Source organism: Azospirillum sp. TSH100 (genome assembly GCF_004923295.1).
Taxonomy (GTDB): Bacteria; Pseudomonadota; Alphaproteobacteria; order Azospirillales; family Azospirillaceae; genus Azospirillum.
On the sequence record NZ_CP039636.1, the window covers coordinates 215395 to 240269 of the forward strand.

Genomic DNA, 24875 nt, shown 5'->3' on the forward strand with positions numbered 1-24875 from the left:
CGGAACGGTCGGAAGGGCAAGCCCTCTCAGGCTGGGGGAAACTCCACCACAACACGGGTGCCTTGGGGGCTGCTGTCCGCCGTCAGCTTGCCGCGCAACTGGCCGACGAAGGCGCGCACCACCTTCAGACCCAGTGTCGTCGCCCGCGACATATCGAGGCCGGGCGGCAGGCCGGTGCCGCGGTCGAGGACCTCCAACCGAATAGCATCTCCCTCGCCTCGCCCCAGCCGCACATCAATGGTTCCGGGCGTCCCGGCGGGGAAGGCATGGCGGGCCGCGTTGCCCACCAGTTCGCTGACGATCAGGCTGAAGGGAATGACGGTATCCGCTGGCATCTGCGTCGAATCCGCCGTGACCAGAATTCTGTGAGCACCGGGCAGAGTCGCCTCAAGCTCCTGGCAGAGTTCACGCAGATGGACCGCCATGTCTATGGTGCCGGTGCGCAAGGAGCCATGGGTGCGCTGATGGGCCTGGGTGACGATGCCGACGCGGCCGCCGGCGCTCTGCAAGGCCCGCCGCACCTCCGGATCCTTGCTCGACAGTGTCTGCAAGGTCAGCAGGCTGGAAACCAATTGGAGGGTGTTCTTCAGGCGGTGGCTCACGTCGCGCAGGCGGCGGTCGTGCTCCGCCACCGACTCCGGGGTTTCCTCCGCCGTGATGATCAGTCCACGGACGACACCATTGACTCCCAGCATCGGGGTGACGCGCAAATCCCAGAACCGCTGCCCATCGGCCGAGCCGTCACCGGCGGCGCGGTTACGCTGCGGCTGGCCGGTCCGCCGCGCCTCGACCAGCATGGGAAGCGACAGGGCCGGGAAGCATTCGGTCAGGCCTGCCCCCGCTACAACGCCCATCGCCCGGAAAGCGGCATTGGCGAAGGCACAACGGTCGCCCTCCCCCTGCACCAGGGCGGTCGGTGTCGGCGTCTGGTCCAGCAGGCAGCGCAGCATCGCCGGGTCGTCGATGCCACCGCCACCGGGCGCAACATCGGTAGCGGCAGGCCGATCCGCTCCGGGATCGGTACCGAACTCCGCGTTCCGGTATGCCGTGACCGCCATGATGTGCGCCATCGCCCCTGACCCCGTCGCCGTCCCCCGCCGCCGGCTCTTCCCTCCGTTACCGGCGGGCTACCATTTCAGCCTGGACAGTGTAAGGCGTCGCTCGCGTTCCGCACCAGTCCAACAACCTGAAACCTTGCTAGACAAATGGCATTACGACGTTTGGAAGGCGTAATCCGATCAGCAGTCACGCACGGGCCGCAGCGCTCTCGATCGCCAGGGCCTGGAGGGCCGTGTGGACGATGTGCTGGGCGGTCAGACCGGCGGTCTCATACTGCTTGACCGGCGAGTCGTGGTCGAGATAGGCGTCCGGCAGAACCATCGGCCGAATCTTCAGTCCGCCGTCGAGCAGTCCGGCCGTCGCCAGGAATTGCAGCACGAAGCTGCCGAACCCGCCGACCGACCCTTCCTCGATGGTGATCAGCACCTCATGCTCCAGCGCGAGGCGGCGAACCAGATCCTCGTCCAGCGGCTTGGCGAAGCGGGCGTCGGCCAGTGTCGTCGACAGGCCGCGCGCCGCCAGTTCCGCCGCAGCGCGCCGGGCCTCGCCCAGCCGGGTGCCATAGCTGAGAAGGGCGATCTTGGTGCCTTCCTGCAGGATGCGGCCCTTGCCCAGCGGCAGGATGCTGCCGCGGTCGGGCAGTTCCAGCCCCACCCCCTCACCGCGCGGATAGCGCAGGGCCGAGGCGCGGTCGTCGATGGCGGCCTGGGTCGCCACCATGTGCATCAGTTCCAGCTCGTCGCTGGCCGCCATCAGCACGATGTCGGGCAGGCAGCCGAGATAGGCGGTATCGAACGACCCGGCATGGGTCGCCCCGTCCGCCCCCACCAGACCGGCACGGTCGAGCGCGAAGCGAACCGGCAGATGCTGCAGCACCACGTCGTGGATGACCTGATCGTAGGCACGCTGCAGGAAAGTGGAGTAGATGGCGCAGAACGGCTTGAACCCCTCCGTCGCCATGCCGGCGGCGAAGGTCACCGCATGCTGTTCGGCGATGCCGACATCGAAACAGCGGTCGGGGAAGCGCTCGCCGAACAGGTCCAGACCGGTGCCCGACGGCATGGCTGCGGTGATGCCGACGATGGTCGGGTCGGCCGCTGCCTCGGCGATCAGGCTCTGGGCGAAGACGCGGGTGTAGGTTGGGGCGTTCGACTTCGGCTTGGATTGGGTGCCGGTCACCACGTCGAACTTGGCGACGGCGTGCAGCTTGTCGGCCGATTCCTCCGCCGGGCCGTAGCCCTTGCCCTTCTTGGTGACGACATGGATGAGCACCGGCTTGTCGTCGTCGGCGTCGCGGACGTTCTGCAACACCGGCAACAGGTGGTCCAGGTTGTGCCCGTCGATCGGGCCGATGTAGTAGAAGCCCAACTCCTCGAACAGAGTGCCGCCGGTAACCATGCCGCGGGCATATTCCTCCGCCCGGCGGGCGGCGTTGCGCAGCGGGCGCGGCAGTTGGTCGGCGATCTCCTTCGCCAGATGGCGCAGCGACAGGTAGGGCTTGGAGGAGATCAACCGCGACAGGTACGCGCTCATCGCGCCGACCGGCGGAGCGATCGACATGTCGTTGTCGTTGAGGATGACGATCAGCCGCGACTTGGTCGAGGCGGCGTTGTTCATCGCCTCATACGCCATGCCGGCGCTCATCGACCCGTCGCCGATGACAGCGATGACGTTGCGCCGCTCCCCCTTCATCTTGCTGGCGACCGCCATGCCGAGGCCGGCCGAGATGGAGGTGGAGCTGTGGCCGGCGCCGAACGGATCATACTCGCTTTCCGACCGCTTGGTGAAGCCGCTGAGGCCACCACCCATGCGCAGCGTCCGGATGCGGTCGCGCCGCCCGGTCAGGATCTTGTGCGGATAGCACTGGTGACCGACGTCCCAGACCAGCCGGTCATAGGGCGTGTCGAACACATAATGCAGCGCCACCGTCAGCTCGACCACCCCCAGCCCGGCGCCGAGATGGCCGCCGGTCACCGAGACGGCGTCCACCGTCTCGGTGCGCAACTCGTCTGCGAACTGGCGGAGCTGCTCGGGCTTCAGGGCCCGCAGCTTGGCTGGCGTCGGACAATGGTCGAGCAGCGGGGTCTTGGTGGCGGTCACGTCGTGATGGTCCTCAAAGCTCTGGTCAGGCGCGGCGCGCGACGACGAAGTCGGCGACAGCCTTCAACATATCGGCACGCCCATCGAAAATGTCCAAGTGCTGTGCCGCCTGATTGGCGAGCATTTCCGCCTGGGCGCGGGCGCGGTCCCGCCCCAGGATCGACACGAAGGTCGCCTTTCCGGCCTGTGCGTCGCGGCCGACGGTCTTGCCGGTCTCCTCCGCCGTGCCTTCCACGTCCAGCAGATCGTCGACGATCTGGAAGGCGAGACCCAGGTCATGCGCATAGGCGCGCAGCGCGGTGCGCTGCGGCGGGTTGGCCTTGCCCAGGATACCGCCGGCCTCGCACGAGAAGGCGATCATCTCGCCGGTCTTCATGCGTTGCAGCCGGGTGGTGGTGCCGAGGTCGAAGGTCTCATGTTCGGCGATCAGGTCCAGCATCTGGCCGCCGACCATGCCGTGGCCGCCGGCCGCCTTGGCCAGAGCCGTCACCAGCTGACAGCGGATGTTGGGATCCTCATGCGTCGCCGGATCGGCCAGCACCTCGAAAGCGAGGGTCAGCAGCCCGTCGCCGGCCAGGATGGCGGTCGCCTCGTCGAACTGCCGGTGGCAGGTCGGCCGGCCGCGCCGCAGCTCGCCGTCATCCATCGCCGGCAGATCGTCGTGGACCAGCGAATAGCTGTGGACCATCTCCACCGCCGCGGCGACGCGGATGGCGCAGTCCGGGTTGACGCCGAACAGGGCGGCAGACTGCATCACCAGGAAGGGGCGCAGCCGCTTGCCGCCGTTCAGGCAGCCATAGCGCATGGCCTCGAACACCCGCGCTTCCGGCAGGTCGGTGGTCGGCAGCAGGGCGTTTATCTTGACCTCGACCGCCTGGGCGACGTCGGCCAGCGCGGCTTTGAACTCGGTCTGGGAAATGGTCTGCACGTCAGTCGATCCGGGCGGGTTCGGTGGCGAGGGAGCCGTCGGCGCTCACGGTGATGCGATCGATCTTGGCCTGCGCTTCGCGCAGCTTCATCTCGCAATGGCGTTTCAGCGCCGTGCCCCGCTCGTAGGAGGAGATGGCATCGTCGAGCTTGCCGCGGCCTTCCTCAAGCTGGCGGACGATCCGCTCCAGTTCAGCGAGCGCATCCTCGAAGCTGAGGGCGGCGATGTCGGGCGGAATGGGAACGCCAGGATTCGGCATGGAAGCGGTGGAAGGGTGCATGTCGGGGAGAACCATCGATGGAACCTCAAGCCCGCGAAGGTATGCCCCGCCCTCGTCCGGCGCAAGACCCGAGGCATTCCATTACCCCGGCCCTTGCGGACTATGTGCCGCCGCTGTGCGGCCTATGCGTTCGGGCAGCCCCTCCCCCTTTCGGGAGAAGGGAACCGCAATCGCGACGGGACGGCCCCGGTCAGCAGTACATCAGTTCACGCACATGAGCGGCACTCGCCGACGCCAGGGCGCGAAGGTTGTAGCCGCCCTCCAGAACCGAGACGATCCGCGCGCCGCAATGGGTGCGGGCCAGTTCGCCCAGCTTGCGTGTGGCCCAGACGAAATCATCGTCGATCAGGTGCAGACCGGCCAGCGGATCGCGCGAATGGGCGTCGAACCCGGCGGAAATGATCAACAGGTCCGGCTTGAAATGGTCAATGGCCGGCAGGATGACATGTGTCATCGCGTGGCGGAATTCCGGCGATCCGGCCATGGCCGGCAGCGGCGCGTTGACACAGTTGCCGTATTCGCCCTTCTCCCCCGCGTCGCCGGTGCCGGGATAAAGCGGCGACTGGTGGGTGGAGCAATAGAGCATATCAGGGTCGAATTGCAGGATGTCCTGCGTGCCATTGCCGTGATGGACGTCGAAATCCATCACGGCCACCCGTTGCAACCCGTGGGCGGCCCGGGCATGGAAGGCGCCGACGGCGGCGTTGTTGAACAGGCAGAAACCCATAGCCTTCTCCCGTTCCGCATGGTGGCCAGGCGGGCGGACAGCACAGAAGGCATTGCGCGACTGGCCGGTCGCCACCGCATCGACCGCGGCGCAGACCGCACCGGCCGCGCGCAGCGCGGCCTCCCCCGATCCAGGCGAGACGACGGTGTCGGCATCGACGCCCGCATGCTCGACCTCGGGGATCAGGGACAGCACGCGGTCGATGTGCGACTGCGGATGCGCCCGCAGAAGCTGTTCAACCGTGGCGCGTGGCGCCTCCTGCCGTTCCAGCATGTGGAACTCTTCCGTCTCCAGTGCGGCGAGCACGGCGCGCAGGCGGTCGGAGCATTCGGGATGACCGAGACCCGTGTCGTGCTCCAGGCACGCCGGGTGGGTGAACAGGGTGGTGAACATCGATTTTCGGTCGTTATCGTTGGTTTTCGGGCGGTATCGACGGCGTTTCCGAAAACCATTCTTCCCGCATCGCTAATGAAAGTACAGGCTGAATCCAGGACGATTCGTCACAGTGCACTTTCGGGAGCCGGGGCAATCCGTGACACGACAGGATTGATATACGAACGAGTGCTACGGGCAGAAGTCAATCCAGGCCCGACTCAGGTCACCCGCTCGATGACGAAGCGCAGCACCCCGTCCTCCTCGGCAACGGACAGCAGGCGGTTGCCCGTCGCCTCGCAGAAGGCGGGAAAATCCTTGCGGGCACCGGGGTCGGTCGCTTCCACGGTCAAGGTATCGCCGATCGCGATCGCCTTGATCGCCTTGCGCGCACGCAGAACGGGAAGCGGGCACTGCAAGCCCTTGGTATTCAATGGATGGTCGGTCATGGGGAAATGCTACCCGACCGGCAAACGGCTGTCACGGCGAACGGTGAATGCGGCATCCCGACCTGTTGCGGATGATTATTGGTCACAACCGAAAGCTGATATATCTGTGGCAACGTTGCTTCGTATCGCGAGAAAAAGCGGCGCAAGACGATGATGGGAACGCTTGAGCCTGCGCTTGGACCAAGCAGCGGCATGGATCGAATGGCGGATTCCCACAGGTGGACAATTCCCGCAATGTACGAATATACTAGGATACGAGCATTTTTCTTTGCCGGGCTGCGCAACGACGGCCCGGGTGCAAAACGAATCGGAACGGACAGGGCGACGGTAAAGCGATGAAGATCGAGGATTTGCAGGCCAACGCCCGCCGGGCGAGTGCACTGTTGAAGGCGATGTGCAACGAGCGGCGCCTGCTCATCCTGTGCCATCTGAGCCAGGGCGAGCGGTCGGTAGGCGAACTGGAGGATCTGGTAGGCCTCAGCCAATCGGCGCTGTCGCAGCATCTGGCCCGCCTGCGCAACGACAATCTCGTCCGCACGCGTCGCAGCGCCCAGAACATCTACTACTCGCTGAACGGGCATGAGGCGCAGACCATCATGGCCACGCTGCACGGCCTCTACTGCACGCCGGCTGCCGAGGAAATGGCCGAGGATATGGATGGTGAGGAGCGCGGCAGCGACCAAACCACCGGCCGCACCGGCCTGCGCGCCGCCGCAGCCGGCTGATTTCGCCACATCGACCGGCGCAAGCCTCAGCCGCGCGCCTGCAGCGCAGCGGCCGCCAGCGCCACCCAACCCAGCATGAAGCTCCATCCTCCGGCCGGCGCCGTCATCGGCACCGGCAGTGGCCCTACGGTCGCCAGCGCATAGAGGGTGCCGCAGAACAGCAGGATCCCGGCGACGAACAGCCAGCCCGCGATCCGCAGAGCGACTCTGCCCATCCGCCCGCCCAGCGCCACGAGCAGCACCAGTGCCAGCGCGTGCGCCATCTGATATTGCCCGGCGAGGCGAAACCATTCCTGCGCCTGCGGTTGCGCGGCCAGCGCGTGGCTGGCATAGGCACCGGTGCCGACCGCCATGGCGCCGTTCAGCGCTGCGAAGACGATCCAGATGCGGTCGATCAATCCCAAGGAACGTCCTTTCTCAATGCCCTGCCGGCCCGTGTGCAGGGCCGGGGGAGCGGTGCTATCCTGCCGTCTGTCTACACGCAGGCCCTGCGCGCGAGCAAGAAAGCACCATGACGTCAATCGACCGCGCCATTCAACTGGTCAGCCCCTTGGTCAGCATCGTCACCCCCACCTGGGAACGGGAAGAGTTCCTGCCCCGTCTGCATGCCTGCATCCGGGCGCAGACCCATGGCGAGATCGAGTGGCTGGTGTTCGACGACAGCCCACGCCCATCGGCCTACCTGAAGCCGCTGGCGAACCCGCGACTGAAGTATTTCTATTCGCCAAGCCGCTACGCCATCGGCGAGAAGCGCAACATTCTGGCCGAACACGCCAAGGGATCGGTGATCGTCCACATGGACGACGACGATTTCTATGCGCCAAATTATGTCGAACGCATGCTGGGCTGGCTGAACCAGGGGCATGACCTTGTGAAGCTGTCGGGCTGGTTTCTCTACAGCGTGCCGCACCGGCGCTTCGGCTATTGGGACACCGCGCGCGGCGGGTCGCACCATCGCTGGGGCCGGCAGGCTTGCAGCCACGTCGAGGCGCCGGACGCCCCATTCTCCCCCGACAACCTCGACGGCTACGGCTTCTCCTATGCCTACCGGCGGTCGGTGTGGGAGGCGGTACGTTTTCCGGCGGTGAATACCTGCGAGGACGCGCCCTTCGTAAAAGCCGCCCGCGAGCGCTTCCGCGTCGGCGCTTTCCCGGATGCCGAGGGCCTGTGCCTGCACACGCTGCACGCACGCAGCACCAGCCTGTGCTTGCCGCAATACGAGTTGCCATCGCTGCTGCTGGAGCGGTTGTTCGGCCCTGATGTGGCCGCCTATACCTGAACGTCGAGGAACATGCCGCGACGGTAGTTTCGCGGCAATGTCAGCACCCCATTGACCACCAAGGCAGCCAGTTCACGCAGGGTCGGAACGCGCTGGCGCCCTTGCTGGACGACGCCTTCCGCCCGGGCCCGGGCGCCGGACGCGGGAACCCTTCCGCCGCCGGCGTCTGGGCGGATCGGCTCGTTTGAACGGTCACCGGTGCGTCGTGTCTCTACCATGCCGGATCATTTACCATAAATGCCCGAATCCGGGAAGAGGGGGCCGCCGTAACAATCGCCTTCCCGCCCGCCGCGGCGTTCCCCGCCGTAAACCATGCACTTACTATTACTAAAGACATAAGACGAAATCTTTTCGGAACGGGTGGAATGAATACAGGAGCGTCGACGTTCATCAGATCATGAGGGGCAAGACACCCCCGACACCAGGAGGACGCCGGAATGACTGGCCGCTTTGGTTCTGGATTGAAAGCCGTGGTTCTGGGCGCTCTGGTCGCCGGATCGATGCTGGGTGCCAGCGCCGGCACCGCCGCCGCCCATGATGGCTGGCGTGGAGATTACGGCCGCGAATGGCGTGGCGGCCCGGAATGGCGCGGTTGGGACCGGCCGCATCACCGCCACTGGCGCGAGGGCAGCTATTACGCTCCGCCGCCGGTGATCTACGCCCCGCCTCCGGTGGTTTACGCGCCTCCTCCGCCGCCGCGGGTGATCTATGCGCCGCCGCCCGTCGTCTACGCGCCGCAGCCGGTCGTTCCCGGCTTCGGTCTCAGCGTGAACATCCGCTGATCCACCCTTGCCGAGCCAGCCCTGCCTTGACCACCGTCGAAAAGGACGGCTTCCGGCGGAGCGCCCACCGCATTATTGTGCGCCCCGTTCGGTAAAGCCGCCCCGCCGGGGCGCAGCAGCCAGGGAGACGGGCTTTGCGGGTTCTTAATGTGTACGCCGCGGTGGTGGGCAGCCTTTTGATCGCCTCCGAAATCGTGACCTCCGCCCATGCGGCAGAGCCGCGACTGATGGCGGCGCTCGGCAACACCGTGCTGACGATGACGGACGTCGGTCCGAAGCACACCCAGGTGGCGGTGGACGACAAGCCGGTATTCGACGACAAGGAAAGCGACCTGCTGTCCTTCGTCGGCGCTTATTCGCTGAAGGACCGCTGGATTGCCCTGTTCCAGTCCGACACCGGCGCCAAGGATTGTCCGACCCGCTTCCGCATCCTGGAAGTGGGCGGTCCACAGCCGACGATCTCCTATCCCTTCGGCTCGTGCAGCGACGCTGCACAGGTTACGATCGACAACGACACCCTGACCATTTCCATGCCCCAGCCGGGCGGCGGCGGCGATGCTGCCTGGACCTACCGCAACGGCAAGATCGGCCGTAACAAGTAACCGGCACGGCTGGGTCCCACATGGCGGGCGACGCCCTTGATTGACGGCAGCAGGCGCAGCTTTTAAGGTCCGGACCTCCGCACATTCCCGTTCCGGGACAGGAAGTTCGCCCCATGACTGCCAGCAGCGCCAGCCGGCCCAGCCGCCGGCCCAACACTCCGCTCTTCTCCTCGGGTCCCTGTGCAAAGCGTCCGGGCTGGTCGCTCGACGCGCTGGACGGCGCGCTGCTCGGCCGCTCCCACCGCTCAAAGCCGGGCAAGGCCAAGCTGAAGGAGGTCATCGACCTCACCCGCGCGGTGCTGGGCATCCCCGGCGACTACCGCATCGGCATCGTCCCCGCTTCCGACACCGGTGCGGTGGAGATGGCGCTGTGGTCGCTGCTGGGTGTGCGCGGCGTCGACATGCTGGCCTGGGAAAGCTTCGGCAAGGAATGGGTGACCGACGTCGCCAAGCAGCTCAAGCTGCCCGACGTCCGCAACCTGATCGCCCCCTATGGCGAGTTGCCGGATCTGTCGGCGGTCGATTTCAGCCGTGACGTCGTCTTCACCTGGAACGGCACCACCGCCGGCGTGCGGGTGGCCGACGGCGACTGGATCGCCGACGACCGCGAAGGCCTGACCATCTGCGACGCCACCTCCGCCGCCTTCGCCATGGCTCTGCCCTGGCACAAGATCGACGTCGCCACCTGGTCCTGGCAGAAGGTGCTGGGCGGCGAGGCGGCGCACGGCATGCTGGTGCTGAGCCCACGCGCCGTCGAACGGCTGGAAAGCTTCCAGCCCGACCGGCCGCTGCCGAAGATCTTCCGCATGACGAAGAACGGCAAGCTGATCGAAGGCATCTTCGAGGGCGATACCATCAACACGCCGTCGATGCTCTGCGTCGAGGACGCCATCGACGGCCTGCGCTGGTCCCTGTCGTTGGGCGGCCTGACCCAGTTGATCCGCCGGTCGGAGCAGAACCTGCGCATCGTCGCCGAATGGGTGGAGACCAGCCCGTGGGCCGGCTTCCTCGCCAAGGACCCGGCCAATCGCTCCTGCACCTCGATCTGCCTGCGGTTCACCGATCCGGAGGTGACCGCCCTGTCGGAGGAGGCCCAGGCCGCCTTCGCCAAGAAGCTGTCCGCCCTGCTGGAGAAGGAGGAGGCCGCCTTCGACGCCGGCTCCTACCGCGACGCGCCACCCGGCCTGCGCCTGTGGGGCGGCGCCACGGTGGAGAACGAGGATATGGAGGCGGTGCTGCCCTGGCTCGACTGGGCCTTCGCCACCGTCAAGGCCGAGACGCTCGGGTCCAAGCAGGACTGACCCCGGCCTGAACGCAGGTCGCCAAGCGCAAGCCGGGCCGCAATCCACAGGCCTGTCCAAAGACCGCAAAAGGCCCCGCCGTGGCAGAACCGCCACAGCGGGGCCTTTCACATGGGCCGCTTTTGTGCTTTGCAGCAAAGGATCCGGTCAAGCAACCGTTCGTACACAGCAGCATTTCTGCACCAGTGTGTCCGGCCCGACGCGTGTGGAGGACCCGCGCGCTTGACCATGGTTATCCACAGAACCGTGGACAAGCTGGTGGATAACCCTGTTGAACCAGTGGATCCGCCTGTCCGAAAACCGTCATGAAGGAAGCGGGATCGATTCGCTCCCGCCATGGCCGGACGGTCGGCATTGCTTCCCCGGTTGAGGCGCAGCCCTATCCCGAAGATGGTCTGGCAAGCGGCCGGTTGTGTCCCGACTCTTGGAAGGGATTTCCGGTGGCCCCGCTGCGATGCGGCAAAGCCGGTGCAACCAAGGAAGGGCTTGGACGGACCATGGCGCACTACCTCATCACCGGCGGCTGCGGTTTCATCGGCTCGCATCTGGCCGACCGGCTGCTGGCCGACGGACATCGCGTGACAATCCTCGATAACCTGTCGAGCGGTCGACTGGAGAACAAGCCGGCGGCGGCGACACTGGTGATCGGCGACGTCGCCGATCCCGACGCGGTGCGCGAGGCGATGGCCGGCAATGCCGGCGAGGGGGTGGACGGCGTCTTCCACCTTGCCGCCGTGGCCTCGGTGCAGAAGTCGCGGGAGCTGTGGGCCGAGACACACCGCACCAACCTGCTGGGTACCGTCACCGTGTTCGAGGCGGCGCGCGATGCCAAGCACGGCGGTCCGGTCCCGGTGGTCTATGCCTCATCCGCCGCCGTCTATGGCGACAACACCAACACCCCGCTGAAGGAGGACGAGCTGCCGCGCCCGCTGTCCGCCTATGGCGTCGACAAGCTGGGCTGCGAAATGCACGCGCGTGTCGCCTGGGCAATCCAGGGTGTGCCAACAATGGGCTTCCGCTTCTTCAACGTCTACGGCCCACGCCAGGACCCGATGTCGCCTTATTCCGGCGTGATCTCCATCTTCGCCCGCCGGGTCGCCCGCGGCGAGGATGTGGAGATTCACGGCGATGGCCAACAGGTGCGCGATTTTGTCTTCGTCGGCGACGTGGTGCGCATCCTGGCGCTGGCGATGGAGCGGCACTTCGCCGGGGCGCAGGTCTACAATCTCTGTACCGGCCGTGCGACTTCTCTGGTGATGCTGCTGGAGGTGTTGCAGGAGTTGTGCGGCAGCAAGGTCCGCCGTCGCCACACCGAGCCGCGCGCCGGTGACATCCGCGTCTCGATCGGCGACCCGTCGCTGATGCGCTCCACCTTTGACACAGTGTGCCAAGTCGGCCTGCTCCAGGGGCTGAGCGCGACCCTGACCGGCCGCATGCCTTGAGGTCCGCACCATAGGCGGGTATGAGGGGACATCGCATCAAGTGCCATCTCCCGGGGCGGGAGAAGGGGCTTTTATCGAGGTGAGCGAAACATGCCCCCCCGCCGCTCCCTGCCCCTGCGGGCGCTGTTCGTCATCCTTGCGATCCTCGCCGCTGTCGCGGTGGGAGAGCGGCTGCACATCATCCCCTCCGGCACGCTCGACCGCCTTTTGGGCCAGGAAACCCGCCGCCCGCACCAGCAGCGCAAGCAGGAGCAGGCGGAACCGCCACCGCCGGTCGTTGCCCGCCCTGCCGATGGAATCGATTATGCCGAGGTATCCCGTCAACTCGACGCCATCCGGGTGGAGCCCGAAAAACGCCGCGGCTACCAGCGGGAGGAGTGGCCGCATTGGCTGGCACTCGACGGCGGCTGTCTGAACGCGCGAGAGAAGGTCCTGATTCGCGATTCCCGCCGCCCGACGATGCTCGACGCCAAGGGCTGCGGCGTGAAGTCCGGAGACTGGATCGATCCCTACACCGGCGAGCGTTTCGTCGATCCCCAGATGGTTGACATCGACCACCGCGTGCCGCTGGAGGAGACCTATGCCAGCGGCGGCTACGACTGGAGCCGGGAGAAGCGCGCCGCATACGCCAACGACACCAGCGATCCGCTGACCCTGCTGGTTTCCAGCCGTGAAGCCAACCGCGCCAAGGGCTCCAAGGGGCCGGAGGACTGGCTGCCGCCCAAGCGCGACGGTATCTGCCTTTATGTCGCCGACTGGATATTGGTGAAAGCGCGCTGGAGCCTCAGCATGGACGAGCGCGAGCGGGTGACGATTGGCAACATCCTGAACGACTGCCGCGCCTCGGCCGGGCAGCAGCGCTGACGCAGCCCTGCCTTGTCCGGGGCATTGTTGGGCACACCAACGTGCTTCGCGTCACTCTCCTCCCGAAAAAATGACGCCGGAGTCGGGAGAACGCATGACCGAGGAACAGCCCCCACTGTGGCGGGAAAGCGCAGCCACCCTCGCCGCAAGGCTGGCAAAGCGCGACCTGTCGGCCCGCGAGGCGGTCGAGGCGCATCTGGCACGCATCGCGGCGGCCGAGCCGGCGCTGTCCGCCTTCCTCACCGTCGCCGCCGACGAAGCCCTCCCCCGCGCCGACGCGTTGGACGCCCGGCCGGCGCTGCCCGGCGCCGCTGCATGGCCTGCCGGTGGCGGTGAAGGATCTGACCGACACCATCCGCTGGAACATCGAGGCGGGAGCCGGCATCACCGCCAACGCCTATCTGGCGGCGCAGGCTGGCCGCACCGCGCTCTACCGCCGCTTCGTCACCCTGTTCAAGGAGATCGACGTGCTGACAGTCCCGGCCTGCGGCGTGCTGCCCTGGCCGAACAGGGACGGCGAAGTGACGGTGATCGACGGGCGGCCGGTGGAGACGGACTGCCCTTCGTCATCCAGCTGATCGCCCGGCCGGGTGAGGAACGGCGCCTGATCCGTCTGGGCCTGATGCTGGAGCGGAAGGCAGGCTTCGTCCACGGCTGGCCTGCCGGTTGGGCAACCTGACCGGCAGCGGGTGACAAGACGCCGCTCCCGACACCCATTGCGGGCGGCCGCACCGTGGGCTATGCACCCGCGCATGAGTGCCGACGCCCTTCCCGACTCCGCCAATTCCCTTCCCATCCTGTCCCGGTCGTCCGCCGTTCCGCCTCCGATCGCGGAGGTGCGGCGCGCCACCGGCGTCGGCGCCATCGCCATCCTGCTTTGGTCGACGGCGGCGCTGCTGACCTCGATGTCCAGCGCCATGCCGCCGCTGCAACTGGTGGCGGTAACCTTCGGTCTGGCCTTCCTCACCGGCAACACCGTCGCGGCACTGCGCGGGCGCAGCGTGGTCGGCGCCCTGCACCAGCCGCTGCCGGTCTGGCTGGTCGGCGTCGGCGGGCTGTTCGGCTATCACGCCTGCCTATTCCTGGCCTTCCATCTGGCGCCGGCGGCGGCGGTGGAGGTCAATCTCATCAACTATCTCTGGCCGCTGTGCATCGTCCTGCTCTCCGCCCTGCTGCCGGGGGAGCGGCTGAAGGCCGCCCATGTGACCGGCGCGCTGTGCGGGCTGGCCGGCACGGCGCTGATCGTGTCGGGGCGCGGCGGGCTGCATCTGGACGCCGGCACACTGGGGGACGACCTGCCGGCATTTGGGGCGGCGCTGGCGGCAGCGCTGATCTGGGGCGCCTATTCGGTGACGTCCCGCCGCTTCGGCTCCGTCCCGACCGAGGCGGTCAGCGGCTTCTGCCTGGTCACCGCAATGCTCGGCCTCGCCGGACACCTGCTGTTCGAGGATGCCGCCGTCTGGCCGCAGGAGGCGCTGGGCTGGGTGGTTCTGCTGGCGCTCGGCATCGGGCCGGACGGGCTGGCCTTCTTCGTCTGGGATCATGGCATGAAGCGCGGCGACATCCGGGCGCTGGGCGTGCTGTCCTATGCGGTGCCGCCGGTCTCCACCCTGCTGCTGATCCTGTTCGGGCAGGCCGGCGGCGGCTGGACCGTCTGGGCTGCCTGCGCGCTGATCGCCGGTGGGGCGCTGATGGCGAGTTGGGACATGATCCGCGGCAAGTGACAGCGAATTCACTCCGCGGCCGTGGCAAAGGGTGGTAATCGGCAAGTCTGTTCCCGACCGCTTGCGAGTGCCCGACCGATGCCCGCGCGTGCGTATACTCCGCCTTCCTCCAGCGGACGCCTGTCCGCCGCCCGCCAGTTCCTGACCGATGTCTGGCGCCTCACGAAGCCCTATTGGTCGTCGGAAGAGAAATGGGCGGCGCGCGGCCTGCTGGCCGCGATCGTCGTGCTCAATCTGGCGGCGGTGTTCATGGAGGTCTGGTTCACCCAGATCAACGCCGACATCTTCAACGCGCTTCAGGACAAGGATCAGAATGGATTCATCCAGGCCCTGCTGGTGTTCGGCGGTCTGGCGCTGGTATTCATCGCCGTGGCGGTGTACCGCCTTTACCTGAACCAGATGCTGCAAATCCGCTGGCGCCGTTGGCTGACCGAGCGCTATCTCGGCGACTGGCTGGAGAAGCAGACCTATTACCGCCTGCAATTCGCCGACACCGGCACCGACAACCCGGACCAGCGCATCGCCGAGGATCTGCGCAGCTTCGTCCAGCTGACGCTGAGCCTGTCGCTGGGCTTCATGACCAATCTGGTCTCGCTGGTCTCGTTCCTCGCCATCCTGTGGAGCCTGTCGGGATCGGTCACCATCCCCTGGCTCGGCATCGACCTGCCCGGCTACATGGTGTGGGTGGCGCTGGTCTATGCCGTCGCCGGCACTTGGATCACCCACAGGATCGGCAAGCCGCTGGCCCGCCTCAGCTTCGACCAGCAGCGGTATGAGGCCGACTTCCGCTTCGCCCTGGTCCGCCTGCGCGAGAATGCCGAGAGTGTTGCCCTGCAACAGGGCGAGGCACAGGAGGCGCGGGGCTTCGGCGACCGCTTCGCCCGCGTCGTCGCCAACTGGTGGTCGCTGATGCGCACGCAGAAGCGGCTGGTCTGGTTCACCTCCGCCTATGGACAGGTCGCCGTCATCTTCCCGCTGCTGGTCGCCGCCCCGCGCTATTTCAGCGGCGCCCTGCCGCTGGGTTCGCTGATGCAGACATCGCAGGCGTTCGGGCAGGTGCAGGGGGCGATGTCCTGGTTCATCGACGCCTATGTGAACCTCGCCGACTGGCATGCCACCACCAGCCGCCTGACCGGCTTCCACCATGCGGTGGAAGCCGTGCGGGCCGATGCCCGCGACCATGCCGAGGTGGAGCGCGCGGCAGCGACCGACGGTGCCCTGACGCTGGCCGGGCTGGCCCTGACCCTGCCGAAGGGTGGCACGCCGCTGGTCCGCGCCGACCTGACGGTACAACCGGGCGAAACGCTGCTGATCACCGGCCCTTCGGGGTCGGGCAAGAGCACGATCCTGCGCGCCATCGCCGGCATCTGGCCCTTCGGCCGTGGCCGGATCGCCCTGCCGGGCGCCGCCGCTGCCAACGGCAGCATGGTCCTGCCGCAGAAGCCCTACCTACCCATCGGAACCTTGCGCGCCGCCGTCACCTACCCCGCATCAGCCGACGCCTTCCCTGACGAGGCGGTGCGCGAGGTGCTGGATGCCGTCGGCATGGCCGGCTTCGCCGACCGCTTGGCGGAGGAGGACCACTGGTCGCAACGGCTGTCCGGCGGAGAGCAGCAGCGGGTCGCCATCGCCCGCGCCCTGCTGCACAAGCCCGACTGGCTCTATCTGGACGAGGCGACCTCGGCCTGCGACCCGGAGACGGAGGAGCGGCTCTATGGCCTGCTGCGCACTCGCCTGCCCGGCACCACCCTGGTCAGCATCGGCCACCGCCCCAGCCTCGCCGCCTTCCACGAGCGGCGCCTGACGGTGCGGCGCAACGGCGACGGGATCGGGGAACTGGCGGCGGTGTGAGCTACGCGGGGGACGGTTCCCCCCGCGCCTCGGCCAGCAGCCACTGGCGGAAGGCGGCGAAGGGCGGGTGGTTGGCCTTGCCGCGGGGGTGGACGAGGTAATAGGCCCGTGCGCTGCGGTGCGGCCGGTCGATGGCCGGAACCAGGGTGCCGTCGTCCAGTTCGGCGCGGACCAGCAGGGTCGGCAGCAGGGCGACGCCAAGACCGGCCTCCGCCGCCTGGGCGGTGGTGGCGAACTGTTCGAAAACCATGCCGGCGCCGGGACGCGGCGCCAACCCCTGGGCCGAAAGCCACTCGTTCCAGGCATCGGCGCGGGTGCTGGTGTGCAGCAGCGGCAGGGACAGCAGATCTCCCGGCTCCGCCACCGGATGCGCCTTGAGGAAGGCAGGGGAGCAGACCGGCAGCACCTCCTCGTCCAGCAGATGGTCGCAGACGGCGTCGGGCCAGTCGCCGAAGCCGTAATGGATCGCCGCATCCAGATCGTGCAGGCGGAAATCGAAGGGCGCCAGCTTGGTGGTGAAGTGGATCGTCACCTGCGGATGCGCCGCCTGGAAGGCCGGCAGCCGCGGCACCAGCCAGCGCGTGCCGAAGGTCGGCAGGATGGCGAGATTCAGCACGCCGCCCTTGGGGGCTGCGATGGTCCGCACGGTTGCCGCCGCGATCTGGCGCAGCGCGTCGCGGATCGGATCGGCATAGAGCGCGCCGGTCGGGGTCAGCGTCACGCGCTGGCCCTTGCGAATGAAGAGCGCGGTGCCGATCTGGTCCTCCAGAGCCTTAATCTGCCGGCTGACCGCCCCTTGCGTCAGCGACAGCTCGGCCGCCGCAGCGGTGAAGCTGCCGGTGCGGGCCGCCGCCTCGAAGGCGGTCAGCATGCTCATGGACGGAAGAAGGCGGCGCTGCAAATCCATGACACCCTCATTACCAAAGCTCATGACCGGTGGAAAGAAAGTCGTTTGCACCCTGGCGCGCGGCACGGCACGCTCGATATCGTGGAGATCCGGAACAGGCGGGGCGGGATCGCGATGAAGACCGGTGGTCAGTTGATCGTCGAAGCGCTGGAGGCGCAGGGCGTGCGGCGGGTGTTCGGCGTGCCGGGCGAGAGCTATCTCGCCGTGCTGGACGCCCTGCACGACAGCCCGATCGAGATGGTCGTCGCCCGCCACGAGGGCGGTGCCGCGATGATGGCGGAGGCGCAGGCCAAGCTGACCGGCCGCCCCGGCGTCTGCCTCGTCACCCGCGGTCCCGGCGCCACCAACGCCGCGGCGGGCATCCATGTCGCCCAGCAGGACGAAACCCCGCTGGTCGTTCTGGTCGGCCAGATCGAGCGCGGCATGCGCGGCCGTGATGCCTTCCAGGAGGTCGATTACGGCAAGCTGTTCGGCGGCATGTGCAAGTGGGTCGCCGAGATCGACAGCGCCGACCGCGTGCCGGAAATGATCTCCCGCGCCTTCCACACCGCGATGGCCGGCCGTCCCGGCCCGGTGGTGCTGGCCCTGCCGGAAGACACGCTGACCGAGACGGCCGAGGTCGAGGCCGCTCCGCTGGCCGAGCCGGTGGACAGCGCCCCGGCGCCGGCGCAGGTCGCCGCCTTCGGCGCGCTGCTGGCCAAGGCGGAACGGCCGCTGCTGGTCGCCGGCGGCTCCCGCTGGACGGCGGAGTCGGTCGCCGCGCTGCAAGGCTTCGCCGAAAAGCTGTCCCTGCCGGTGGCGGTGACCTTCCGCCGCCAGATGCTGTTCGACCATTGCCACCCGCTCTATGCCGGCGACATCGGGCTGGGCATCAACCCGAAGCTCGCGTCCCTGGTCAGGGAGAGCGACCTGCTGATCCTGCTGGGCGACCGCTTCTCCGAAGTGCCGTCGCAGAGCTATGGCCTGCTCGGCATCCCCGATCCCGGAAAGGCGGTGGTCCACATCCACCCTGGTGCCGAGGAGATCGGCCGAGTCTATCGCCCGACGCTTGGGATGGTCGCCACCCCGGCCGCCTTCCTGGAGGCGGTGGCGGGGTTGAGCGTGACCGCCAAACCCGAATGGGCCGCCCGCGCCGAAGCCGCGCACGCCGCGTATGAGGCCTGGAGCACCCCGCCCGACGCCATCCCCGGCGACGTGCAGATGGGCCGCATCATGGCGTGGCTGGACGAGCGGCTGGAGCATGACGCCATCTTCACCAACGGCGCCGGCAATTACGCCACCTGGATCCACCGTTTCCACCGCTTCCGTCGCTTCGGCACACAGGCGGCGCCGGTCTGCGGATCGATGGGCTACGGCCTGCCCGCCGCCATCGCCGCAAAGCTTCAGCACCGCACCCGCGACGTCCTGTGCTTCGCCGGCGACGGCTGCTTCCAGATGACGGGAGTGGAGTTCGGCACCGCCGTGCAGGAGGGGGCTGCCGTGCTGGTGCTGGTCGTCGACAACGGCATGTACGGCACCATCCGCATGCATCAGGAGCGCGAGTATCCCGGCCGCGTGTCCGGCACCCGCCTGCAGAATCCCGATTTCGCCGCCTTCGCCCGCGCCTATGGCGGCCATGGCGAAACGGTGGAGACCACCGACCAGTTCACCCCGGCCTTCGAGCGCGCCCGCGCGTCGGGCCTGCCGGCGATCATCCACATCAAGCTCGACCCCGAAGCCCTGACCCCGACCCGCACGCTGTCCGAAATCCGGGCGGCGGCGATGGGGAAATGAGTTCTACGCTTCGCTTTTTGACCCAAGGAGCCACCCCGGTGCAGCACAGCGACATCCTCTCCCGTTTCGGCCTGACCTCCAGCGGAGCCGGGCTGACCGCCCGGTCGCCGGTCGACGGCGCCACGCTCGCCACGGTGGCGGAGACCGCGCCGTCGCAGGTGTCGGACATCGTCGCCAACGCCGCCCGCGCCTTCGAGGCCTGGCGCTCGGTCCCGGCCCCGCGCCGCGGCGAGCTGGTCCGCCTGCTGGGCGAGGAACTGCGCGCCGCCAAGGAGGATCTCGGCCGTCTGGTTTCGCTGGAAGCCGGCAAGATCTACCAGGAAGGCCTGGGCGAAGTGCAGGAGATGATCGACATCTGCGACTTCGCCGTCGGCCTGTCGCGCCAGCTCTACGGCCTGACCATCGCCTCGGAGCGCCCGGGCCACTCGATGCGCGAGACCTGGCACCCGGCCGGCCCCTGCCTCGTCATCTCCGCCTTCAACTTCCCGGTGGCGGTGTGGGCTTGGAACGCGGCGCTGGCGCTGGTCTGCGGCGACCCGGTCGTTTGGAAGCCGTCGGAAAAGACCCCGCTGACCGCCGCCGCCTGCCAAGTGATCTTCGACCGCGCCGTAGCCCGCTTCGGCGATGCACCGGCCAACCTGTCCCAGGTTGTCCAAGGCGGTCGTGAGGTCGGCGAGGCGCTGGTCGCCCACCCCGGCTTCCCCATCGTCTCGGCCACCGGCTCGACCCGCATGGGCCGCGAGGTCTCCAAGGTGGTGGCGGAGCGCTTCGGCCGCTCGATCCTTGAGCTGGGGGGCAACAATGCCATGATCGTCGCGCCATCGGCCGACCTTGACATGGCGCTGCGCGCCATCCTGTTCTCCGCCGTCGGCACCTGCGGCCAGCGCTGCACCACGCTGCGCCGACTGATCGTCCACCGCTCGGTCAAGGATCAGCTGCTGCCGCGCCTGAAGGCAGCCTACGCTTCCGTATCGATCGGCAGCCCGTTGGAGACGGGCGTGCTGATGGGGCCGTTGGTCGACGCAGACGCCTTCAAGGCTATGCAGCGGGCGTTGGACTCCGCCAAGGCCGAGGGCGGCACGGTGACGGGCGGCGAGCGCACGTTGACCGACCGCTTCCCCAACGCCTATTACGTCACTCCGGCCATCGTCGAGATGCCGGCCCAGACCGAGGTGGTCCGGCACGAGACCTTCGCGCCGATCCTCTATGTCCTGACCTACGACACGCTGGACGAGGCCATCGCGCTGCAGAACGCGGTGCCGCAGGGCCTGTCCTCCTGCATCTTCTCCACCGACGTCCGTGAGACGGAGCGGTTCCTGTCAGCCGCCGGGTCCGACTGCGGCATCGCCAACGTCAACATCGGCCCCAGCGGTGCGGAAATCGGCGGCGCCTTCGGCGGCGAGAAGGAGACCGGTGGCGGCCGCGAGTCCGGGTCCGACTCTTGGAAGGCCTACATGCGCCGCCAGACCGCGACGGTGAACTACTCCTCCGCGCTGCCGCTCGCCCAGGGTATCAAGTTCGAGATCATGGGCTGAGGACTCATGGGCTGAGATGTTTCCAGCCGGGACGGGTTGCCATCGGCGACCTGTCCCGGCCGGACCGGCAAGCGTTTCAGATCGCCAGCCGCCCGCGGACAGCTTCGGCCTTGGCCGTCAGCTCCTGGGGCGGCAACCGGCCGATCAGCAGGGCGGCATGGTCCGGCCCGGTCCAATAGGCGATGGACAGTCCGCCGCGCACTTCCTGTTCCACCCCGCGCACCGTGCCGGGACGGCGCAGGATGCAGAGCGCCAGCGGACCGCTGCGCGGATCGAGATAGGTGATCTGGGCCAGCGGCATGTCGTCGTAGGACAGAATCTGCGCCCGGCGGAATTCCGCCCCGGCGACCTCGACCGCCTCCGGCGTCAGGGACAGGTTGAGAGGCCGGTTCAGGGCGGCAAGCTGCGCCGACTGGGCGTCGCGGCCGGGCGTGGAGCTGCCCAGCGTCTCCCGCGTGTACAACCCCATATATTGCGCGACCACGCCATGCCAGTGGCGCTCCCGGTCCGGTCCGCCGTCATCGTCGGCCAGGTCGTCGCCATCGCCGGCTCCAAGCAGCCGGACCAGCATCCGGTCCCCCAGCACCCCCGCCGCCACAGACGCGGCGATGGCACCGAACAGGCGGCGGCGGGTCAGCGGAACGTCCGCATTGGCGGCAACCGGCGGCACGGACATCCCGTCGAGCCTGCGTTGCAGATCCGCCGTCGGGGCGGCGTCCAGCAGGGGCTGGAAGGCCTCGCCGAAGGGCAGGCTGGCGCGGGAGAGATGCTCCACCCGCGCGGCGACCGCCGGATCGCGCTCCATCAGGTCGAGCAGGCGGGCGCGATGCTCCTCCTCCAGTTCGCCGTCGATGAAGGCGGTCAGGTCCTCGTCGGAGGTAATCGGGGACTGGTCGCTCTCTCCGGTCATTTCGCCGCTCCGTCGCTCATCCTGTCCGCCAGCTTTGCCCGCGCCGCCGCCAGACGGCTCATCACCGTTCCGACCGGCACGTCGAGAACCGCCGCGACCTCGCGGTAGGTCAGGCCCTCCACATAGGCGAGGAACACCGCCGCCCGCTGGGCTTCCGGCAGGTCGCCGACCAGCCGCATCACCTGCCCGGCCAGAACCTTCGCCTCGGCCTCGCGGGCGCCGTCCACTTCCAGGCTCGCCTCCGCCTCGACGGTTCCCTGGCCGAAGCGGACCCGCCGCGCCCGGACCTCGTTCAGCCAGACCGAATTCAGGATGGCGAACAGCCAATGATCGATGCGGGACCCAGGCTGGAACTGGCCGTGCCGCTCCAAAGCCCGCAGGCAGGTCTGCTGCACCAGATCGTCCGCCCAGTCGCGCTGGCGCGACAGGACGAAGCCATATCGCCACAGGCGCGGCAAGGTGACGGACAAGCCCTGCCTGACTTCCGCTTCGCTGGCGATCTCACCGCTCCCTCGCATGGCATCCCGGCCGATCCGGTCCGGACCGATCCGATCCCGTCGGCGCCCCGTCGGCCCCGCCCAACCATATGCCTCACGGCCGCTCTCGACGATAGCCATCATCCGCCTTTCCGGTGACCGAACAAAGCGGCGGGAGCGCCTCCCGCAGGGGGTGGCAGGCGCTCCCGCCGGTGGCGTCAGCCCCTGGCCGGCGCGGCGATGGCCTCTTCCAAGTCGCGGTATTCCTCGCATCCGGTGCCGCAGATCGCACGGATCGCCGCCAACTGCTCCCGCGCCAGATCGGACCGTCCCTTGAGCATGTAGGCTTCCCCGAGATATTCCCGGACCTTGGCGTAGGACGGGTCGGCCGCCACCGACTTCAGGTAATAGCCGATGCCCTCGTCAACACGGCCCAGCTTGCGGGTGGCGTAGCCGCGGTAGTTCAGCACGACCGGGCTGTCCTGGTTGCGCGCCGTCGCGAGGATGTCCAGCGCCTCCTGATAGCGCTCCGCCTTCGCCAGCGAATAGGCGTAATCGGCGATGTTGTCGTCGGCAAGGTTGGCGCCGCTCTGCTTCACGCATTGCTTGGTCTTCTTGTCATAGACCTCTCCCGGCTTGCAGGCCGGGGTGGTGTCGTCGCCCATGGCGCTGGCGGAGACAGGGGCCAGCAGGCCGGTGGCGAGCACGGCGGCGCACAGCAGACCGGCCAGGGTGCTGCTTCCTGCCTTGGAACGAATGCTCATGATGACTTCTCCTGGAATCGACGGATGAGGGTTCGGCCATATCGCGGCGCTGGCGGACAACACCCCACCCCCGGCGGCTATTCGGCCGCGGACCGATTTTTTTGCCCCTTCGCGGCACCGAATAGAGGACCGCCCCGGCGTGTTCCCCACCCACCGCGCCGCCAGCATCCCGCTTGCGGCCCCCGAATGGAGCCGCCCCTTGTTCCCACCCGTGGCTTTGCTTGGCTTGGGCCTCGGCCTGCCGCCCCATGTCCTGTCCCAGGAGGAGGCCGCCCTCCTCACCACCCGCATCTTCGGCGAGCGGCTTGCCGGCTTCCCCCAATTCGAACGGGTCTTCGCCAACACCGGCATCGCCCGGCGTCACTGCGCCCGGCCAGCGGACTGGTACGCCACCCTCCATGGCTGGAGCGACCGCATGGCCGCCTACCGGCAGGCGGCCGAGGCCCTGTTCGTCCAGGCGGCGACCGCGGCCCTGGCGGATGCCGGCGTCGATCCAGCGGAGGTCGATTGCGTGGTCGTCTCCTCCTCCTCCGGCTTCGCGGTGCCGAGCCTGGAGGCGCAACTCGCCGAAACCATGGGCTTCCGGCCAGACATCGAGCGGCTGCCGCTGTTCGGTCTCGGCTGTGCCGGCGGCGTGGCGGGGCTGGCGACCGCCGCGCGGCTGGCGGCGGCGATCCCCGGCCGCACCGTGCTGTTCGTGACCATGGAGCTGTGCAGCCTCGCCTTCCGGCAGGATGACGGCAGCCGCGCCAATCTGGTGGCGACCGCCCTGTTCGGCGATGGCGCCGCCGCCTGCGTCCTGCGCGGCGGTGCGGAGGAGCGCGCCTTCGCCATCATCGACGGCGCCGGTCAGCATCTGTTTCCGCGGTCGCAGGACATCATGGGCTGGCGCATCGACGACGGCGGCTTCGGCATCGTCCTGTCGGCGGCGCTGCCGCAATTCCTGCAGACCCATCTCCGCACCGCCCTGTCCCGGCTGCTCGTCCAATGCGGCGCGGAGGAGGAGCGGATCGGCCGCTTCATCTGCCATCCCGGCGGCACCCGCGTGCTGGCGGCCTTGGAGGAGGTGCTGCGGCTGGAGACCGGCAGCCTCGACCATGAACGGGCGGTGCTGGCCGACCACGGCAACATGTCCGCCCCCACCGTGCTGTTCGTGCTGGATCGGGCGCGCCGGGCGGGGTTGCCGGATCGGGCGGCGCTGCTGGCGCTCGGCCCCGGCTTTGCCGCCAACCTGATCACGATGCGGCGGGGGGTGCGGTGACGGCCCCGATCATTGTCATGATGCTGGTGACGGCGCAGCGCCTCAGCGAACTGGTCATCGACCGGCGCAACCGCGCCATGCTGCTGACCCAAGGCGCCCGGGAGCATGGGCGCGGCCATTACCCGTGGATGGTGCTGCTGCATGTCGGTTGGCTGGGCGGCCTCTGGGGCACCGCCCTGGGGGGCGTAGTGGGGGGCGCGCTGGGGCCTCCGGGGATCGTGCCCGTCGAGCCGGTCTGGCTGGCGGTCCTGCTCACCATGCAGGCGATCCGCCTGTGGGTGCAGGCGACGCTGGGACGACGCTGGACCACCCGGATCGTCGTGCTCGACGGCGTGCCGCCGGTCCGCACCGGCCCTTACCGCTGCACCAACCATCCCAACTATCTAGCGGTCGCGGTGGAGATCGCCGCTCTTCCGCTCGCCTTCGGCATGACCGGCTACGCCATCGTCTTTTCGATCCTCAACGCGGCGATGCTCGCCGTGCGCATCCGGGCGGAAGACCGGGCGCTCGGCCGAAGCCAGGGGTCGTCCCCCGCTCCGGTCAAGACAATTCCTGGGGACAGGGTTTGATTTGACGCAATGCAGCGAAGGGGGGATCGGGTCTATCGTCGGAACCGGTGGTCGAACTGGTTGACGTGTTGCCCTCCACCCCCGATGGCGCCGCCTTGATCGGAGACATCCGAGAAGGCATCCCGGCGCCCCCTTCCCCACCCAGCGGGGAAGGGCCGGAGGCGCTTCCAGTCCTGGCGATGCGGCGAAGCCCAC

25 protein-coding genes are annotated in these 24875 nt (G+C 68.1%); 14 read left to right on the forward strand and 11 right to left on the reverse strand.

Annotation, left to right across the window (positions count from 1 at the left end; all coding sequences use genetic code 11):
• Window positions 1–26: 26 nt before the first annotated feature.
• The 6 genes from E6C72_RS18760 to E6C72_RS18785 form a co-directional block, all read right to left on the reverse strand.
• Entirely contained in the window at window positions 27–1058 is a 1032-nt protein-coding gene (locus E6C72_RS18760) for a sensor histidine kinase (protein ID WP_247875936.1), read from the reverse strand.
• A 187-nt stretch (window positions 1059–1245) separates the two neighbouring features.
• Window positions 1246–3159 carry a 1-deoxy-D-xylulose-5-phosphate synthase gene (gene dxs, locus E6C72_RS18765; RefSeq protein WP_109442983.1) on the reverse strand — a complete coding sequence of 638 codons (1914 nt, stop codon included), beginning with the start codon at window positions 3157–3159 and terminating at the stop codon, window positions 1246–1248.
• A gap of 25 nt (window positions 3160–3184) precedes the next feature.
• Entirely contained in the window at window positions 3185–4087 is a 903-nt protein-coding gene (locus E6C72_RS18770) for a polyprenyl synthetase family protein (RefSeq protein WP_109442984.1), read from the reverse strand.
• A gap of 1 nt (window position 4088) precedes the next feature.
• Window positions 4089–4382: an exodeoxyribonuclease VII small subunit gene (locus E6C72_RS18775; RefSeq protein ID WP_247882161.1), complete on the reverse strand. Its 294-nt coding sequence runs from the start codon at window positions 4380–4382 to the stop codon at window positions 4089–4091.
• 175 nt (window positions 4383–4557) lie between these two features.
• Window positions 4558–5487, reverse strand: coding sequence for a histone deacetylase family protein (locus tag E6C72_RS18780; protein ID WP_042688856.1), 930 nt, complete (start codon window positions 5485–5487; stop codon window positions 4558–4560).
• Between the two features lie 200 nt (window positions 5488–5687).
• The gene (locus tag E6C72_RS18785) at window positions 5688–5915 is read right to left on the reverse strand and encodes a sulfurtransferase TusA family protein (RefSeq protein WP_109442985.1); all 228 of its coding nucleotides are present in this window, start codon (window positions 5913–5915) and stop codon (window positions 5688–5690) included.
• Between the two features lie 335 nt (window positions 5916–6250).
• On the opposite strand from E6C72_RS18785, the gene E6C72_RS18795 reads away from it, so the two are divergent.
• A complete protein-coding gene (locus E6C72_RS18795) occupies window positions 6251–6640 on the forward strand; it encodes a helix-turn-helix transcriptional regulator (RefSeq protein ID WP_109442986.1) in 390 nt (129 codons plus the stop codon).
• A 26-nt stretch (window positions 6641–6666) separates the two neighbouring features.
• Here E6C72_RS18795 and E6C72_RS18800 read toward each other — a convergent pair whose 3' ends face one another.
• Entirely contained in the window at window positions 6667–7038 is a 372-nt protein-coding gene (locus tag E6C72_RS18800) for a DUF423 domain-containing protein (protein ID WP_247875937.1), read from the reverse strand.
• A 113-nt stretch (window positions 7039–7151) separates the two neighbouring features.
• Between E6C72_RS18800 and E6C72_RS18805 the strand changes: the two genes are divergently transcribed.
• The 9 genes from E6C72_RS18805 (at window position 7152) to E6C72_RS18850 (ending at window position 16485) form a co-directional block, all read left to right on the forward strand.
• Window positions 7152–7919 (forward strand): glycosyltransferase family 2 protein, encoded by a 768-nt coding sequence (locus E6C72_RS18805; protein ID WP_109442988.1) that lies wholly within the window; start codon window positions 7152–7154, stop codon window positions 7917–7919.
• Between the two features lie 437 nt (window positions 7920–8356).
• Window positions 8357–8701, forward strand: coding sequence for a hypothetical protein (locus E6C72_RS18815; RefSeq protein WP_247875938.1), 345 nt, complete (start codon window positions 8357–8359; stop codon window positions 8699–8701).
• A 134-nt stretch (window positions 8702–8835) separates the two neighbouring features.
• A complete protein-coding gene (locus E6C72_RS18820; protein ID WP_247875939.1) occupies window positions 8836–9303 on the forward strand; it encodes a hypothetical protein in 468 nt (155 codons plus the stop codon).
• A 113-nt stretch (window positions 9304–9416) separates the two neighbouring features.
• Entirely contained in the window at window positions 9417–10604 is a 1188-nt protein-coding gene (locus E6C72_RS18825; protein WP_109442991.1) for a phosphoserine transaminase, read from the forward strand.
• Between the two features lie 497 nt (window positions 10605–11101).
• Window positions 11102–12046 carry an SDR family NAD(P)-dependent oxidoreductase gene (locus E6C72_RS18830; RefSeq protein WP_109442992.1) on the forward strand — a complete coding sequence of 315 codons (945 nt, stop codon included), beginning with the start codon at window positions 11102–11104 and terminating at the stop codon, window positions 12044–12046.
• 90 nt (window positions 12047–12136) lie between these two features.
• Window positions 12137–12910: an HNH endonuclease family protein gene (locus E6C72_RS18835; protein WP_109442993.1), complete on the forward strand. Its 774-nt coding sequence runs from the start codon at window positions 12137–12139 to the stop codon at window positions 12908–12910.
• Window positions 12911–13236: 326 nt separating this feature from the next.
• A complete protein-coding gene (locus E6C72_RS18840; RefSeq protein ID WP_158280211.1) occupies window positions 13237–13488 on the forward strand; it encodes an amidase family protein in 252 nt (83 codons plus the stop codon).
• Window positions 13489–13662: 174 nt separating this feature from the next.
• A complete protein-coding gene (locus tag E6C72_RS18845; protein ID WP_109443072.1) occupies window positions 13663–14634 on the forward strand; it encodes a DMT family transporter in 972 nt (323 codons plus the stop codon).
• 78 nt (window positions 14635–14712) lie between these two features.
• The gene (locus E6C72_RS18850; protein ID WP_109442995.1) at window positions 14713–16485 is read left to right on the forward strand and encodes an ABC transporter ATP-binding protein/permease; all 1773 of its coding nucleotides are present in this window, start codon (window positions 14713–14715) and stop codon (window positions 16483–16485) included.
• Window position 16486: 1 nt separating this feature from the next.
• Here E6C72_RS18850 and gcvA read toward each other — a convergent pair whose 3' ends face one another.
• Window positions 16487–17392 (reverse strand): transcriptional regulator GcvA, encoded by a 906-nt coding sequence (gene gcvA / locus E6C72_RS18855; protein WP_109442996.1) that lies wholly within the window; start codon window positions 17390–17392, stop codon window positions 16487–16489.
• Between the two features lie 114 nt (window positions 17393–17506).
• Here gcvA and E6C72_RS18860 point away from each other — a divergent pair, with 114 nt between their 5' ends.
• Together E6C72_RS18860 and E6C72_RS18865 are read left to right on the forward strand one after the other, a co-directional pair.
• The gene (locus E6C72_RS18860) at window positions 17507–19165 is read left to right on the forward strand and encodes a thiamine pyrophosphate-binding protein (RefSeq protein ID WP_109442997.1); all 1659 of its coding nucleotides are present in this window, start codon (window positions 17507–17509) and stop codon (window positions 19163–19165) included.
• Between the two features lie 38 nt (window positions 19166–19203).
• Window positions 19204–20700 carry an aldehyde dehydrogenase family protein gene (locus E6C72_RS18865; protein ID WP_109442998.1) on the forward strand — a complete coding sequence of 499 codons (1497 nt, stop codon included), beginning with the start codon at window positions 19204–19206 and terminating at the stop codon, window positions 20698–20700.
• Window positions 20701–20776: 76 nt separating this feature from the next.
• Here E6C72_RS18865 and E6C72_RS18870 read toward each other — a convergent pair whose 3' ends face one another.
• The 3 genes from E6C72_RS18870 to E6C72_RS18880 form a co-directional block, all read right to left on the reverse strand.
• Window positions 20777–21610: an anti-sigma factor gene (locus E6C72_RS18870; RefSeq protein WP_109442999.1), complete on the reverse strand. Its 834-nt coding sequence runs from the start codon at window positions 21608–21610 to the stop codon at window positions 20777–20779.
• Window positions 21607–22128 (reverse strand): RNA polymerase sigma factor, encoded by a 522-nt coding sequence (locus E6C72_RS18875; protein ID WP_109443073.1) that lies wholly within the window; start codon window positions 22126–22128, stop codon window positions 21607–21609. The genes E6C72_RS18870 and E6C72_RS18875 overlap by 4 nt, the downstream gene beginning before the upstream one ends.
• Window positions 22129–22304: 176 nt before the next feature.
• On the reverse strand, window positions 22305–22850 hold the full coding sequence (locus E6C72_RS18880) for a tetratricopeptide repeat protein (RefSeq protein ID WP_109443000.1): 546 nt from the start codon (window positions 22848–22850) through the stop codon (window positions 22305–22307).
• Between the two features lie 139 nt (window positions 22851–22989).
• On the opposite strand from E6C72_RS18880, the gene E6C72_RS18885 reads away from it, so the two are divergent.
• Together E6C72_RS18885 and E6C72_RS18890 are read left to right on the forward strand one after the other, a co-directional pair.
• The gene (locus tag E6C72_RS18885) at window positions 22990–24111 is read left to right on the forward strand and encodes a type III polyketide synthase (protein WP_247875940.1); all 1122 of its coding nucleotides are present in this window, start codon (window positions 22990–22992) and stop codon (window positions 24109–24111) included.
• Window positions 24108–24680, forward strand: a complete 573-nt coding sequence (locus E6C72_RS18890) for an isoprenylcysteine carboxyl methyltransferase family protein (RefSeq protein WP_109443001.1) — start codon at window positions 24108–24110, stop codon at window positions 24678–24680. Before E6C72_RS18885 ends, E6C72_RS18890 begins: the two co-directional genes overlap by 4 nt.
• The last annotated feature ends 195 nt before the right edge of the window (window positions 24681–24875 follow it).

Coding starts and splice junctions, on each gene's coding strand:
- E6C72_RS18835 (WP_109442993.1), top strand. CDS start 12,137: ATGCCCCCCCGCCGCTCCCTGCCCCTGCGGGCGCTGTTCGTCATCCTT.
- gcvA (WP_109442996.1), bottom strand. CDS start 17,392: ATGGATTTGCAGCGCCGCCTTCTTCCGTCCATGAGCATGCTGACCGCC.
- E6C72_RS18780 (WP_042688856.1), bottom strand. CDS start 5,487: ATGTTCACCACCCTGTTCACCCACCCGGCGTGCCTGGAGCACGACACG.
- E6C72_RS18785 (WP_109442985.1), bottom strand. CDS start 5,915: ATGACCGACCATCCATTGAATACCAAGGGCTTGCAGTGCCCGCTTCCC.
- E6C72_RS18860 (WP_109442997.1), top strand. CDS start 17,507: ATGAAGACCGGTGGTCAGTTGATCGTCGAAGCGCTGGAGGCGCAGGGC.
- E6C72_RS18760 (WP_247875936.1), bottom strand. CDS start 1,058: ATGGCGGTCACGGCATACCGGAACGCGGAGTTCGGTACCGATCCCGGA.
- E6C72_RS18880 (WP_109443000.1), bottom strand. CDS start 22,850: ATGAGCATTCGTTCCAAGGCAGGAAGCAGCACCCTGGCCGGTCTGCTG.
- E6C72_RS18775 (WP_247882161.1), bottom strand. CDS start 4,382: ATGGTTCTCCCCGACATGCACCCTTCCACCGCTTCCATGCCGAATCCT.
- E6C72_RS18875 (WP_109443073.1), bottom strand. CDS start 22,128: ATGCGAGGGAGCGGTGAGATCGCCAGCGAAGCGGAAGTCAGGCAGGGC.
- E6C72_RS18850 (WP_109442995.1), top strand. CDS start 14,713: ATGCCCGCGCGTGCGTATACTCCGCCTTCCTCCAGCGGACGCCTGTCC.
- E6C72_RS18805 (WP_109442988.1), top strand. CDS start 7,152: ATGACGTCAATCGACCGCGCCATTCAACTGGTCAGCCCCTTGGTCAGC.
- E6C72_RS18845 (WP_109443072.1), top strand. CDS start 13,663: ATGAGTGCCGACGCCCTTCCCGACTCCGCCAATTCCCTTCCCATCCTG.
- E6C72_RS18870 (WP_109442999.1), bottom strand. CDS start 21,610: ATGACCGGAGAGAGCGACCAGTCCCCGATTACCTCCGACGAGGACCTG.
- E6C72_RS18795 (WP_109442986.1), top strand. CDS start 6,251: ATGAAGATCGAGGATTTGCAGGCCAACGCCCGCCGGGCGAGTGCACTG.
- E6C72_RS18825 (WP_109442991.1), top strand. CDS start 9,417: ATGACTGCCAGCAGCGCCAGCCGGCCCAGCCGCCGGCCCAACACTCCG.
- E6C72_RS18830 (WP_109442992.1), top strand. CDS start 11,102: ATGGCGCACTACCTCATCACCGGCGGCTGCGGTTTCATCGGCTCGCAT.
- E6C72_RS18815 (WP_247875938.1), top strand. CDS start 8,357: ATGACTGGCCGCTTTGGTTCTGGATTGAAAGCCGTGGTTCTGGGCGCT.